The following is a 14,234-nucleotide window of genomic DNA, read 5'->3' on the forward strand; positions in this document are numbered from 1 at the left end:
TGCACACCCTCCACCCGCGGCGAATACACGAAAATCTCGAACTGCGGCCGCGGCTTCGGCAACTCCGCAATCGCATGCGGATCAAGCTTCACCGACAGGTATTCCAGCGGGTTGCCCGCGTCGTCGGTCACGTAGTAGTTCGTGCGAAGCGTCGCCTCGATCAGGCCGAACAGGGCACGCAGAATCCGGTCGGTGTCCAGGCTGACCACGGCATCGATCTCGGTCTGCACGCGTTCGGCGATCTCCGCGGCCCTGGTAGCGGCCTCCGGACCGACACCGTCCGGATCGAAGTACGCGGCGAAGAGTTCGGTGCACGACCGCGCGGTCACCGGATGGGTCAGCAACACGCGGGTGATATTGCCGAAGGTGTAGGCGAATCCGGCCTGTTGCAGGTACTTCGCGTACGCGCGCAGCAGCACCACCTGACGCCAGTGCAGCCCGGCACGCAGCACGAGTTCGTTGAGTCCGTCGACCTCGGCGCGGCCGAACCACATCGCGGTCACGGCCTCTGGGAAGCGCCGTCGCACACTGGTTTCCGGCAGCGCGGCGACATCGGCCGAATGCACGAGGTGCGCCGACGGCTCGCTGTCGATGGCCTCGCGCAGCGGCGCCGAAGTGACCCGCAGGCCGAAGTCGTAGATCCACCGGTCGGGGCGGTCCGGCAACGTGATGCGGTAGGGCCGTTCGTCGACGACTTCCACACCTAGACTGTGCAGTACCGGCAGCACGCGGCTCAGCGAGATTCCCTCGCCCGCCACATACAGCGTGAATCGCCATTCTGCCGAGGATGTTTCCCGCTGCCGGTACAGGTTCGTGTCGATGGCGCCGTCGGCCAGCCGCTCGAGCCGTCGTAGATCGGTGAGCGCGTGCGCGGGCTCGTGCTCCTGCTGGTAACTCGCCGGGAAGGCGGCCGCGTAGTCGGTGGCCAGCGCCTGCGGTACGTCGGGTGCGCCCGCGGCCTCGGCCACCAAGCGGTCACCCCAGGTCCAGGTCGTCGCCAACAACAGTTCCTGGATCCGCTCGCGGTTCTCCTCGGAGATGTCGGCCGGTTCCGCACCCTGCTTGCGGTGCACCGTGAAGTAGACGACGGCAAGCTCCGATTCGGTGGCACGCGCCGAATACGCGATCTGCTCGGCGTCGAACTCCTCTCGCAGAATGTCGCCCATGCGCAGGCGGACCTCGGTGGAGTAGCGGTCGCGCGGCATGTAGACCAGGCAGTAGATGGCGGCGCTGCGCGCGTCACGCCGGATGAACAGCCGCACCTGCCGACGCAGGCCGAGATTCATCACGGCGGAGACGGTTTCGAACAGCCGGCGCGCGTCGGTGGAGAACAGCTCGACCCGGGGGAACGACTGCATCATCTCCAGCATCGCCTGCCCGGAGAACGAGTCGAGCCCGAATCCGGCCCATTCGATGACCTGCAGCACACGGCGCGAGATGACCGGAATGTCCAGGATGTTCTCATGCAGCCCGGCGACGGTGAAGGTACCGACGAAGACGTGCTCGCCCTTCACCATGGCGACGGTGTCGCCCGCGGCCGCGCGGCCACTGGGATCGCTGGAGCCATAGTCGGCGACGCTGATGAAGTACAGATGCCGCGAGCCGGGCAGCAGCGAGTCCACTGAGCCGTTGGCCAGGCGAAGGACCGTCCGCTTGGCGCCGACCACCGGCACGCTGATGTCGGCGACGGCGCCGTTGCCGAGGACACCGAGTCCGGTTCCCGGCAGCTGCCACGGCTCGAAGTCCGCGTCCACGCTCGGCGCGGAGCGGCGGAAGTGGTAGTAGCCGTACCCGAGTGGGGTGAAGTGACCGTCGGACAGCCAGCGCAGCAGCTCGGCGCATTCGGGGATCTCGGCGTCGTCAGCCCACTGCGCGGCCTGGTCGAGCTGGTCGGCGACGGTGGTCAGCATCTCGCCCATGGTGGGCGTGTCGTCGGCGACCTGGCGCAGGTCGGCCAGCAGAAGCGGGAGTTCGCGCTCGATCCGGTCCACCAGCTCGTCGGCGAGACCCGCGCCGAGCTGGACATGGATCCACGACTCGCGCAGCGTGTGGCCATCGGACTCGGCGACGGGCTCGGCCTCCCCGTCACGGGGTGCGATGGCGAGCAACTTGCCGTCCGCGTCGCGGGAGACGTTGAACACCGGGTGCACGACTTCGGTGACCGTGGCGCCCAAACGGCGCAGCGCGGCGGTGACCGAGTCGACCAGCAACGGCATGTCGTCGTTGACGATCTGGATCGCCGCGCCGAGTCCGGTGCTGTCGTCCGGCCGGTACACCCGTGTGGTCGCCGAACCGGACGCGCGGTGGGCGGCAAGCTCGAGATGTTGCCGGAAAATCCGCTCGGCGCGATCGGTGATCGCCGAACTCGAGGGGCCCGGCTGGATCCACCGGAAGTAGGCCGCCTCTAGATCGGTCGGATCATCGCGGAACCGCTGCGATGTAATCGTCTGCTGGGTGGTTGCCACCATCGATCCGTTGCCTTCCCGAGAACTGCGCTCGTACGTTTTCGTACTGCAAATAACGTACCGCTAGATAACGGCACAATCAACAGTGTAACCATAATCATGTTTGCCGGACAGCGGTCGCGGCCTCCGGATCAGGGACTTTTCCGCCCGGGGATCCGAGTGGCACCCCGTCAGCGGACCAGACCTGCTCGCGAGAGGAAGGTCTGGGCGCCCGTCTTACCGGCGAACGTCCCGGTCTCCAACTTCAAACCCGCGCGGGTGTCCGCGTACCAGACGGTTGCCGAGGGCCCGATCGCGACGTATACGGGACCGTCGACGAGCGTCGTGCCACCCGCGGCGCGCCACCGAGAGATGGCGTCGGCCAGGCGATCCGGTTGTGCATGCTCGGCATAGAAGGTCAGCTCCCTGCCGCCCGCGATGCCACCGAAAAGCATCGGATGGTTGGCCGCGATCACACACTTCTCGCTCTTCCCACTGGAGTCCAGCGGCTGACACGCCGCCGCCGACCGCAGAGGTTCCGGCGTGATCTGCTCCGGCATACCCATACCTCCGGGGAGCGAGGACAGCGAGGGCAACGACACCGAACAGGATCGCGCGACGACGATGGCCAGCACAATCAGGACCAGGATGGCCACCCCGACCGCGCGCCACTGCCAGCGCGGATATCCCCCGCCCACAATCTTTTCCGCATCGGCACCGAGTTTCTCGGCGACCTTGGCAACCTTCGCGAGCTTGGCGGGCGTCTCCTCGACGACGGTCTCCACAGCGTGCGCGACCGCGCGTAACGGCGCGCCGCAGTGCCCACAGCGAGAGTCGGCGCCCGTGTTGCGGTGCGCACAATATTGGCAGATCAGCTCGGACAGCTTCGACACCTCATCGCCCCGTGATGACGATCGAGGAGATGGCGGTGGTGTTGACCGAGGGGTCGCCCTTGGATTCCAGCACGGTCAGCACGATCCGCGAAGCGCTCACCGGCGGATCGATCTTGGTCACCACCAACGTCCGCTGATCGAGCGTCGGCTGGGTGTACACGGTCTTGTTCCCGTCATCGAGCCGGTAGGAAACCCGGCTCACCGTACGGTATTTGCCCCACTGGTCGGTACCGTCCGAACTGATGTTGTCCCAACCGGGAACGATACCGATCGAGTCGACCTGGTAGGTCTTGCCCAGATCGATCGTCACGACCTGGCCGTCGACCTTGTAGGCCCGCACGCACGACCACGCCTTACCCGACTGCCCGCCGAAGGCGTCCATCGCCGATGTGCTTCCCGGCGGACACTTCGCATCCGCCGACTTCACCTGGATGATGGATCCCGCCGCCGGAGCGGCAGATGTCGGGGGCGCCGCCGACGTCGGCGGCGGGGTGATGACCAGGAGGTCATTCTGCGCCGTGTCCTTCTCCTGGCCACCCGTGGTGATCAGGAGCAAAACGAGCAGTACCGCGACGACAGCGCCGACAGCCAGCGCCACCTTCGGTTTACGCAACTGAGTCAGTGCGTCCTGCCCGACCTGTTTGACGGGCGCGAGCCGGTCCGCCTGTGTGGATACGGGGCGAACCGGTTCCGGTTCCTCGGGCGCGACCTGCTTGGCGGATACCGCGGAATAGTCGTTCCCGAATTCCATCGTGGCCGCGGATTCCTGCGGCTGACCGTTCAGCAGCGCGAGAATGCGCTCGCTCGCCCGCGGGCCGTCACCCGCGCGGCGTCGTGGCGCGACCTCCTCCGGCTCCGAATCGAAGTCGGGCATTCCGAACGACGGGACGCTGTATTCGGGAGTCTCGACAGGCTCGGGAGATTCCCGCGTCGCCACGCTGGAGGGCCCCAACGACGGATCGGACAGCAATGCGTCCAGGACCGCACCTCGATGACGGAGAAATACATCTCCCGGGTCCTCGTCGGGCATGAACCGGATCGTATCCGGGTCAGGCCGTATGCCGAGCGAAACGTTATTCCCACTGGGGAGAACAGCATTCGGGCTCGGTCAGCGCTTCTTCTCCTCGGTGACGAAATACTCCGGTGGCACATCGAACACCCGGGCCAGTGCGATCACCAGATCGAGGCGCGGGATGGCGTCACCGTGGATGAGCCGATACAGACCGGACTGCGACACCGGCACATCCGGGTACGCCAATTCGAGGTGCTGCGCCAACGAGTACAGCGTCAGCGACCGCGTCGATCCGTCCTCGGTGGAGACGACGGATTCCGCGATCAGCTCCGACAACCGGCTGGAGAAGATCGCCGCGGCGGCCTGCCTCGGGGTTAGTGCATCCCCGGCGTCCTGCTGATGAGAGAGATCGCCGCCCTCGGAATGCGTGTCCGCTACCACGGTGATAGACATTACCGACCACTCCCGTCAGCTCACGCGACGGCCACCAGGTTGCGGCGGCGCAACCGTGGGCCCATGGCTACCCGCGGTGATCGCGGGCGGGCCGTCGACGGAATCGAAATAGCGTGTTTCGCCTCTTGGCTCGATGAGGTCGACCCGCACCGTGCGCATCGGAATACTCACGTCCACCGCGGTCGCGCTGACCTGGTTGATCGCGAGATCGACGGCCCGCCGACGCGGGCCACCCGGCTCGCTGATCGTGACGGTCGTCTGCGCGCTGGACGCCCGCAGCGGCATGTGGTCGAAGACAGCGATGGTCGCGGGAATCTCCCCGTCCGTCGCGCCACCGACCTCCGATCCCGCTACGCCGCGCTCCGCCAGCCGCAGTGAGCGCGGGTCGCCGACCGCGGCGACCAGTTGCCGCCAACTGTCCGGCCGCGCCGAGTGGATCTCCACATCCGCGCCCACCACCATCGCCCGCAGGATGATCTGCTGGGCCACCGGCAGCATGGCGTGCACGTCGATCGTGCGCTTGCGCGGGTTGTATCGGGCCGGGTCGAACAGCGGTAGCGCGAGAGTGTGCCGCGGCTGCCCGCTGATCGCGCCGAGAATCTGGCCGTTGGGGCCGATGGCGATGGTCAGATCGGCGACGAGGTCGTCAGGGGCGATGTCGGAGCCGGACTCCGCACTGCGGAGCGCGCCGACCGAGGAGCCGGTGGGCAGCGACGCCAGCAGGGCTGTCGACTGGTTTCCGCCGAGCAGCCGCAGGTAGTCCGGCGGCTCGGTAGTCACGGCGGGCCCGATGAATCGGACGATCGCGCGCGGACCCGCCGTGTTGTCGCTCAGGCTCACCACGAGCGTGGTGCGGCCACGGTTCCAGGTCCAGCAGTCGTCCAAGCCGACGCCGTCCAGGCGTGTCCAGTCGATCAAGAAGCTGGTCACACAACGCCCGGGCACCGAAGACTCCAGGCAACCCCAGGTCTCCCGCAGATCGGACAGCTCGACCCCGGCATGCAGCAACCGCGTGGCGTCTCGCAACGCCGACGCGGGAAGCGCGTGCGCGGCGATACCGCGCTCGCGCAGTCGTCCTGCGATCCGGTGCGCGGCGCTCGCCAGTGCCTTGGGCGCCGCTACGGAGCACGGACCACGCTTGCTCAGCGCGGCCAGGTTGCGTTCTTGGTCCAGCCGCACCACCAGCCAGGTCAGCCGGTCACCGACCACCGGGTGGGAGCCGATCAGCTGGTCGTACAGCATGCTGTAGCTGCCGGTCGACCGCACCCGCTGCCCGGTCGTCACGATGTCGATGTCGACCGCGATGCCGAAGTGGTCGAGCATCGGGTGCAGCAGGTCGACCGGGATGGTGTCCTCGGTGTAGAGAGTTCGTTCGCTGATCACCGTCGGCAGATCGAGGTTGGGCGCGAGTTGGATCATCGCGACCAGCGTGGTACTCGCCTCGTTGATGCCGCACACGCCCGCGGCGACCTCCACGTCACGGATCCGGGCCTGCCCCACCCGTTCTCGCGCCCTGGCGGTGCGACCGAAACGGTACTCGGTCCAGTCGAGCAACCAGCGCGCGCTGGTGCGTTCACCGACCCGGACGGTCACCGTGGTGAGCAGGACCGTGACTACGACGGCGCTCACCCACCACGGCGTCTTGGCAGACAAGCCGACCAGCAGTGGGCTCCCCACCACCACCATCGTGGCGAAGGGACCACGATCGACGCCGCCGACCCGAACACTCGGAAAACTCACCGCTGCCTCCGCAGCAGGGTGTTGGCGCGACTTCCACCGAGACCGAGCAGCACCGCCACGACGATGACGGCGGTCGCCGCGACTGCCGGCCGAACGTCTTTCGCGCGGGCCGGAGCAGGCATGACCAGCTCCGTGGACTGGAACAGCCCGGCGGGTTTCGCTGGGGGCGTGCGATAACTCAGCGCGGCCAGCGGGTCGATCATGCCCGCGCCGACCGTGTTGTCGATGCCACGGGCCGGAGCGTGCGCGCTGGCCTGCAGGCGGGAAGCGATCTCGCCAGGCGTTTCGTTCGGAAAGCGCGACCGCAACAGCGCGGCCACTCCGGCGACGTAAGCCGCAGCGAAGGAAGCACCTCCGACCGGCACCAGCTTGTCCGGCTCGCCGACTCCGTTGATCAGACCGCCGCCGCCGGGTCCGAGCGATTCGATGCCGGTTCCGGGTGCGGCCACCGAAACCCATGGGCCGGTCAACGAATCCGGCATCGGCGCCCCGGTCGCAGTGGTGAATCCCACCGTGAGCACATCGGCCCCGAACCAGCCCGGCGTCGAAATCGTCTTCACGTCTCGCCAATTGCGCGTGTCGGTGGGCCGGGTCGGGTCGATATCCGGATTCTGCGCACAGTTGGCCGTTCCCGCGGCGTTGCCCGCGCCCGCGACGATGAGCGAGCCACGGACATGCACCGCGTGTCCGATGGCGGCCGACAGCATGGACTGGTCCACCCGCGCCTCCGCGGGTACACAAATGGGCAACGAGATGACGATTACCCCGGCTCCTTGATTCGCCGCGCGGGTGATCGCCCGCGCCATCGTGCGAATATCGACGGCCATCCTCTGGTCGGGATCGGAGTTCGGCGTATCGGGGGTGAACGCCCCAGAGCGGATGCGGATGGAGATGATTCGCGCATCAGGTGCGACACCGGCAAATCCGTCCGTAGGGTCGGACGTCGCGCCGATGATGCCCGCCACCAGCGTGCCGTGGGCGTCGCAGTCGGACAGTCCATCGCCCCCCGCCGCGATGTAGTCACCGCCTCCGACGAGGTTGGGCAGCCGCGGACCGGGCTGCACGCCCGTATCGATCACCGCGACGGTGACGCCCGCGCCCCGGCTCAGAGCGCGGGCACGCCGCAGATCCAGCGCCAACTCCGGCGGCGGTGTGCGGGACAGATCGCTGTCCGGCAGCACGCCCGAGGCCAGACAGCCCTTGTTCTGTTTCATCGGGAGTTCCGGCCCCGGTGGATCATCCGCGGGCGGCGACCCGACCACCACCTGAGGCGGTTCCAGTGCACCAGCCGGCGCGGCGGTGACGGCCAGCAGTACCCCGGCCAGGACCGCGACAGCGGCGCTGCCGACCTTCATCAGATCCCTCGCATCGCCGTGTAGATACCCATGATCCAGAAGGCGATTACCGGAACAACCAGGATGAGCGCATACTCCACCAGGTCGATCACCCGCCGGGTGACCGGGGAGAGTCGCTTACCGGGCAGGTTGAGCGCCGCGGCGCATCCGGCACACGCGGCAAGGACGGCCACCAGTCCGACGACGAGACGCGCAGCCGGGCTCTCGTAGGCGCCCACCAAGACAAAACTCACGCCGCACACGGTGACCGCGGCGGCGGTGATCAGGGCGATCGCCTGTACGCGATCCGGATACCAGCGCGCACGCATCGCCAACAAGCCCGCGATCGCCGCGGACATGACGATCTCCCGGATACCACCCGGGGCGACCGCGGCCGTGATCACGGCGGAAACCGACAACAGGGTCGAGACCGCGGCGATCAGACCGCGCAGGCTGGTCACCGCGAGCCGGGCCCGGCCCTCGATACCGACCTCGGCGTTTCGGCGCTGGAGTTCGCTGTCCTCGGTGTGCTCGTGATCGTCACGCACGGTCTCCGCGTCGAACAGATCGGTCAGGGTCGTCGGGGAGACCTCGTTGCCCGGGTCGGGCAGATCCGGCGGCCGAATCCGCGCGATCACCACGGCCAAGCGCGGCGCGGCGGTCAACAGCACGATCCCGACGAAAACCGCGCCCCCTGCCACCTGACCGACCGACAGATCCAGATAGGTCAGTGGAAGCGCCGCCACGGTCACGGCCACGCCGAGCACCGTCACCGCCATCAGCGTCGCGATGCCCAATCCGCTCAGCCGCATCATGGTGGCGGCCGCGACCGCGGCCACCACCGCACCGGCTGCCAGATTGGCCGCGGCGAACGGACCCGGCTGGCCGTAGGCGGGCGGCACCAGCATCGCACCACCGGCGAACAGCAGCGGCGTGGCCGACAACGACAAGCCGAGACAAATCTTCGCCGCGCCGCCGCGCCGCCGGACAGCGGCGGCCGCGCCCCAACAGACGACGCCGAGGAGGAGGGCGGGCAGCCCGCACCACAAGATCGAACCGGTCTGGGTCCACGACCACGCGAACATTCCGGCCACTGCCGACGCCCCGACGCCCAGCGTGGCCAGGCCGACGATCGCGGCGGTATTCGCGTCGAACTCGGCGAACTCGCGCTCGTTGATCAGGGCCAGCGCGTCGGTGATGTCCTCGACCACCGGCGTGAACACCTCCGCCGATTCGACCACGGACAGCATCAACACCGTGCCGTCATCGATGTCGTGGTCGGCGAGACTGCGCCAGCGCGGGATCGGCGGCTCGCCCGGGCGAGCCAGACTCCACTGCCCCTGTGGCGGGGTGAAGTCGACGCTCTCGTCATCGATGGCCGAGGCGAGTACGACCAGCAAATCGTCGATGAACGTCTCGATCGTGAACTTCGTCGGCACCACCACGTCGACCTGGTAGGTGGAGACCATCACGGCGATTCGGGCCCGGGCGACCTCGGCCGACGGCTGTGTCGCGGACGCCGCGGGCGCCACGGCAGTGCTCATCGCCACCCTCCACGATCACTGGAGCTGTCGGCGCCGCCGGTCAGGTACCCGGGGAATCCATCCGCCAACCAGGCCGCCATTTCCTCGTATGCGAGCAACGTCTCTTTCTCCAGCAAGCGCAGGTCGATCTCGCCGCCTTCGGCCAGATGGGCATCGTAGGGCATCACACACGTGGGGCGCTGGGCGGTGGCGAACAGCTTCTCGATCGCGTCGACATCAACGGTCGGCTTCACCGGCTGGTGGTGCACGATCGCCACGATCGACTTGGCGATCAGGTGTTGCAGGCCATGGGCGCTCAGCCAGTTGAGCGTGGCGACTGCCCCGGTCACGCCACCGACGGTAGCCGGAGTGACCACGACTACGGCGTCGCTGGTCTGCAAGACGGTCGCGGTCGCGGAATCGAGCACACCGGTGCCGCAGTCGACCAGCAGCAGGTTGTAGTGCCGCCGTAGAACCTCGACGGCCGTGGCGTATTCGCGGCCGGAGAGCGCCTCGGTGGCTTCGGTGGTCCACGGCGAGGCGATCACCGCGAGATCCGCCGTATTGATCGACGTGAACGACTGGACCGCGGAGAACGCGTCCAGGTTCTGCGACTGCGCCAGGTCACGCAAGGTCAGGCCATAGGGGTGCCTGCTGGTACGGGTGGCCAAATCACCGAAGTCCGGGTTCGCGTCGATCGCGACGACCCGGTCCGGACGCAGGCTGGCGAAGGTCGAGCCGAGTGTCGCGGCGGTGGTGGTGCGGCCGACGCCGCCCTTCACACTCACCACCGCGATCTGGTAGGTCGCGGTGAGCTGGCGCCGGATGCGGTTGCGGCGATCCTCGGCACGCTGTTCGGCCGGCGAGAGCCCCAAGTTGAAACCGACCTTGTTCAACGCGCCCCGGACGCCGGAGTTGGAGCGCAGCTGAGCGCGACGCGCGGCCGAGATGTCGGCCAGCAGTTCGATCGAGCTGAGCGCGGCGGGCAACACCTCGATCCGTGGCGTCTGCTCGTAAGCCGAGCGGTCGACCCGCTCGGGAACCCAGGCCGTCGCCGATCCGGGCTGCCAGTCTTGACTCGGCTGGGCGGGATCCGTCCGGGCGATCGCTTGCGACGGCTGGTCGGCGGAGTACTCGACCTGCTGCGCGTTCTGATACTGCTCGGCCGGCTGTTCTCGAGCCGTATGTTGTTGAGCCGCTTGCTGTTCAGCCATCGGTTGTGGAACCGCCGTCGGTTGCGCAACGGAATGGTCGATGGGCTGCACGCTCGCCGGCGGCGGCGGACTCGCCCCGGGCGGCGGTCCGACGACGGTTTGGGCCGGGCGAGCGCCGGATTCGGCGGCGGGGGGCGCCTGCCGCTCGCGAGGCGCACCGACTATGGGATCGACGTGGGTGAACGTGGCGGCATCCTGGCGGGCTTCGGGGGCCGGCCCTTGCGTGACGGATGTGTCCGTCAGCTCGCCGGTCTGTGCGAAGTACGCGTCGTAACCGCCGCGAGCCCGCGCGGCATCGGCCGAATGACCGTTGGTGCTCGGTGCTCGGTTCATTTCGTCGTCCTCTCGACAACCACGGTCCGACGTCTCAGCTCATTCTGCTGGTGTCGAACCAACTTTGGCCGGGTAGCAGATCGACGAGGGCGGCGATGCCCGACCGCAAGGCGGCGTCGTCGCCCGGAGCGTACGTCGACCAGATCTCCCCGTCCATCGCTCTACTCGGGGTGACGATGAGTCGCCCCGACGGTGTGTCCAGCACGCTCACACATACCTCCGGCTCCGCCGAGCTTCCGTCGTGATGCTCGATCACGAGGACCTCGGCGCGACGCACCACCTGATCGAGCACTCGGCTCAGCACACCCGCGGTGTGTGGCTGTGCCCCCAACTCCAACAACGCGTGTCGCCGCTCATCGGGATCGGACGGGACCTCGGTGAACTGCTCCAGTGTCGCAGTCAGTGGCACGAATTGTAGCGCTGGGCAAGGCCCTAACGCAGCGGCAAGAGCCGCCGTGACGGTGTGCAGGTCGCGGCCCTGCTGAAACACCGACTGGACGACCACTTCGTCGTCACAGCGCACCGCCAGCACATGCGTCTCGCCACTGCGCACGAACGACAACCGGAGCATCGCCTGCGGCTCACCATCGCGGCCGGTATCTACGATGCGGGCAACCAACTCCATATCCGGCCGGTACAGGCATCGCATCCACTGTGCGATCGTGGGATGCACGCGGTCGTCCTCGACTACGCCCGCACTGACGAGCTCGTCGAGGACGACAGCATGTACCCGAGCCCGGTCGGCCTCGTTGTAGATATTCGGCATCAACGCCAATACCGGAGGTAAGGAATCGATGTCGAGCATGGACTGCAGCACCAAGGCCGCATCCACATTCAGATTGACCAAAACCGGATCGGCCTCCATGTCACACCGAACACTCAGCCGATACCGGAATTGCGAGTCGAACCACGGAGTGTCTAGATCCCGCCGGTTCCGATGCCCTGAAACCTCATGCCCTGGCCAACGTCGACCGCCCGGAACATACCGTCGATTCCAGATACTTGCTTGGTTGCACTCTTCAAGGCCGTCAGCGCCTCGTTGTACTGGTCGATCAGCCTTCCCACGCGCTGCTGCAGCTCGTAGTTATCGGTACCGGCGGCACCCTGGAAGTTCTCAGCGACCAGATTGACCAGTGTGGTCCGCTCGCCGGCGTCGACTGTCATGTCACTGAGCACCTTGTCGGTGCGAACAACCAGGCCCTCGACCTCGTCGTATTTATTTACAAGAGCCATTTTCGGAAACCTTTCTCGATGGCTTTTTGCCGCAGACCGTCAGATCAGAAATTGAGATTGTATTTGTTGACATTTGACGCGCCCTCTTGATCTTGGGCGTCGAAACTGGCGCCCGCGTTGTTCAGCGCGTCGACAATCTCCATGAAGGTCTGGTGCAGCTTGGATCCCTTGTCCAGGGCTCCCTGCATCCCGCTCTGAATGGCAGTGCCGGTGACTCCCTGAACCGCGGGGGCGTACTCCATCTTGATGCCCTCGAGGATCCCCATGTGGGTCTTGAACGTGTCGGCATGCGTGAAGAACTTCTTGGCGGCGGCGTTGATCTCAGCAGGATCGCCGGTGTAGCTGGTTGCCATATCTTTTCCTTATCTTATGAAGCGTGTAACTGGCCTCGGTCGGGTTCGCCGAGGACGTTGACAAGGTGTGCGTCGGAATCATCGAGACGCGGTTCAGGCTCATCGACATACTCGATCACACCGATGACTGGGGGTTTCTCCAGAACCGGCACCTCCTGAGGTTCTCCGGGGACGAATACGGTCGCCGGTTTCTTGGATTTCTCGTCGTCCCGGCGACGACGTCCTGTCTTAGGCGCAAAGGCGCCGCGCGGCGGGCCTTTGCGGGCCGGAACCGCGGTGTTCGCGCCGTTGTTCAGCGGAGCACCGAATGCGGTCCCCTTACCGAGCGACCAATTCGTCGGCATTCGGAAGCCGGTAGCGCCTCCCGGAATGGAACCCAGACCGCCGCGCATCAAACTGATTCCCGCCAGGCTCCCCACACCGCCGTTCAAGGCGGCCAGAGTGGACGAACCCTGTGAGGTTCCGAAGAAGCCGGTGTCCTGCGCTGTTCCGTCGATCAACCCCTCCGAGCCATAAGGCGCATCCGAGGGCAACTGCATCGGATCGGTGGGCTGTTGGACGTCCGACGGCGTGTTACCGACGTCGGACTGGCCCGGCTGGCCCGGCTGGTCGGGTTGGGTTGGCGAATCCGGAGTGGTGTCACCCGTTTTGCCGGTGTCCTGCGTCACAGAATTGTCCTGTGTCCCAGCGTGGTCCTGCGTCCCGGTACGGATCGACTCGGGACGGACGATCCGATCTACGCCTGGATCCGCTCTGAGTCCAGGGTCGGAACCCAGAGGCGACGGACTGACGATCTGCGGTGCGGTCGGTGGTGGCGGCAGCGTAGCCGTATTCGCCAACGTCGCCCCGTGATACGCGTACATCGTCCCGGCAGCCTGCGCCCACATGCCCAGGTAGATCGCTTCGTTGATGGCGAGTGCAGCCATGTTCTGACCCATGCCATTGCTCGCCACCAAAGCCGCTGACGCCGCTCTGTTCGCCAGAATCACCGGCAACGGCGGCATACTGGCCAGTGCGCTGGTGTACGCCTCCGCCTGAACGAGCGCGTGTTGCGCGACGGACTGCGCAACTCCCCCCTGCGTGCGCAACCAATTGGCATGTCTACGAAATGCCTGCTGCGCACTGTTGGCCGATTCACCCTCCCACGTCACAGCCATCGCCGTAGTCTGACCGTCTGCGCCAGCCGCCGCCGCCAGCAATCCTTCGGCGATGGCCGAATAAGCCGCAGCGGTCTCTATCATCGGGACAGGACCCGGCCCGAAGGTAAGCCTCGCCGAGTTGACCTCGGGTGGATACGCTGCGTATAACACGGCAGCCTCCTCTCAATGAGGGCTCGGCGTTAGAGAGGCTGGCAGGACTGGACCACTGCCCCGTCGGCGACGTCGGTGGTCAAATACGCTGTACTCACGGGCACCAGCACTTCGGCACCACCGAGCAGGTTGGCCAGGCCTTCCACCGTACCCGGCAAGAATTGGTCCATAGAATATTGGATGAAGGCTGCGGATCCCAGGCAGCTCGCGTCGTCGAAGGCAGCCGGGAACGGGCAGGTGGCAGGCGCCGCGGTGGCCACCACGGAAGTCATGGCGGCCTGAGTGACACACATTTGCGCACTGGTGAGTTGCAGATGGTCTGGAGAGACAGCGGTAGGGAGTGCCATGGTGAAACTCCAATCGAGCGTAACTACCATCTCGGATCGAGCGGT

13 protein-coding genes are annotated in these 14,234 nt (G+C 66.6%); all 13 read right to left on the minus strand.

Annotated features, from left to right (window positions below):
* Positions 1-2,468 (minus strand): NAD-glutamate dehydrogenase domain-containing protein (locus tag AB0B25_RS28255; protein WP_357185671.1); only part of this gene is annotated, 2,468 nt, incomplete at its 3' end.
* 167 nt (positions 2,469-2,635) lie between these two features.
* A complete protein-coding gene (locus tag AB0B25_RS28260) occupies positions 2,636-3,337 on the minus strand; it encodes a hypothetical protein (protein WP_357185674.1) in 702 nt (233 codons plus the stop codon).
* Position 3,338: 1 nt separating this feature from the next.
* Complete coding sequence (locus tag AB0B25_RS28265; protein ID WP_357185677.1) at positions 3,339-4,367, minus strand: discoidin domain-containing protein; 1,029 nt, start codon at positions 4,365-4,367, stop codon at positions 3,339-3,341.
* Between the two features lie 78 nt (positions 4,368-4,445).
* Positions 4,446-4,802, minus strand: coding sequence for a helix-turn-helix transcriptional regulator (locus tag AB0B25_RS28270; protein WP_357185679.1), 357 nt, complete (start codon positions 4,800-4,802; stop codon positions 4,446-4,448).
* A gap of 15 nt (positions 4,803-4,817) precedes the next feature.
* Entirely contained in the window at positions 4,818-6,542 is a 1,725-nt protein-coding gene (gene eccE, locus AB0B25_RS28275; RefSeq protein ID WP_357185681.1) for a type VII secretion protein EccE, read from the minus strand.
* The gene (gene mycP, locus AB0B25_RS28280) at positions 6,539-7,897 is read right to left on the minus strand and encodes a type VII secretion-associated serine protease mycosin (protein ID WP_357185684.1); all 1,359 of its coding nucleotides are present in this window, start codon (positions 7,895-7,897) and stop codon (positions 6,539-6,541) included. The genes eccE and mycP overlap by 4 nt, the downstream gene beginning before the upstream one ends.
* Positions 7,897-9,420, minus strand: a complete 1,524-nt coding sequence (eccD, locus tag AB0B25_RS28285; protein ID WP_357185687.1) for a type VII secretion integral membrane protein EccD — start codon at positions 9,418-9,420, stop codon at positions 7,897-7,899. Before eccD ends, mycP begins: the two co-directional genes overlap by 1 nt.
* The gene (locus AB0B25_RS28290; protein WP_357185689.1) at positions 9,417-10,946 is read right to left on the minus strand and encodes an AAA family ATPase; all 1,530 of its coding nucleotides are present in this window, start codon (positions 10,944-10,946) and stop codon (positions 9,417-9,419) included. The genes eccD and AB0B25_RS28290 overlap by 4 nt, the downstream gene beginning before the upstream one ends.
* A 34-nt stretch (positions 10,947-10,980) precedes the next feature.
* On the minus strand, positions 10,981-11,811 hold the full coding sequence (locus tag AB0B25_RS28295) for an ESX secretion-associated protein EspG (protein WP_357185692.1): 831 nt from the start codon (positions 11,809-11,811) through the stop codon (positions 10,981-10,983).
* A gap of 53 nt (positions 11,812-11,864) precedes the next feature.
* Entirely contained in the window at positions 11,865-12,179 is a 315-nt protein-coding gene (locus tag AB0B25_RS28300; protein WP_357185695.1) for a hypothetical protein, read from the minus strand.
* Positions 12,180-12,223: 44 nt separating this feature from the next.
* Positions 12,224-12,532: a hypothetical protein gene (locus AB0B25_RS28305; RefSeq protein WP_357185698.1), complete on the minus strand. Its 309-nt coding sequence runs from the start codon at positions 12,530-12,532 to the stop codon at positions 12,224-12,226.
* Between the two features lie 14 nt (positions 12,533-12,546).
* Positions 12,547-13,842, minus strand: a complete 1,296-nt coding sequence (locus AB0B25_RS28310; RefSeq protein WP_357185701.1) for a PPE family protein — start codon at positions 13,840-13,842, stop codon at positions 12,547-12,549.
* A 29-nt stretch (positions 13,843-13,871) separates the two neighbouring features.
* Positions 13,872-14,189 (minus strand): hypothetical protein, encoded by a 318-nt coding sequence (locus AB0B25_RS28315; RefSeq protein WP_357185703.1) that lies wholly within the window; start codon positions 14,187-14,189, stop codon positions 13,872-13,874.
* Between the last annotated feature and the right edge of the window lie 45 nt (positions 14,190-14,234).

Origin of the sequence: Nocardia sp. NPDC049190 (assembly GCF_040648115.1) — a bacterium.
GTDB lineage: Bacteria > Actinomycetota > Actinomycetes > Mycobacteriales > Mycobacteriaceae > Nocardia.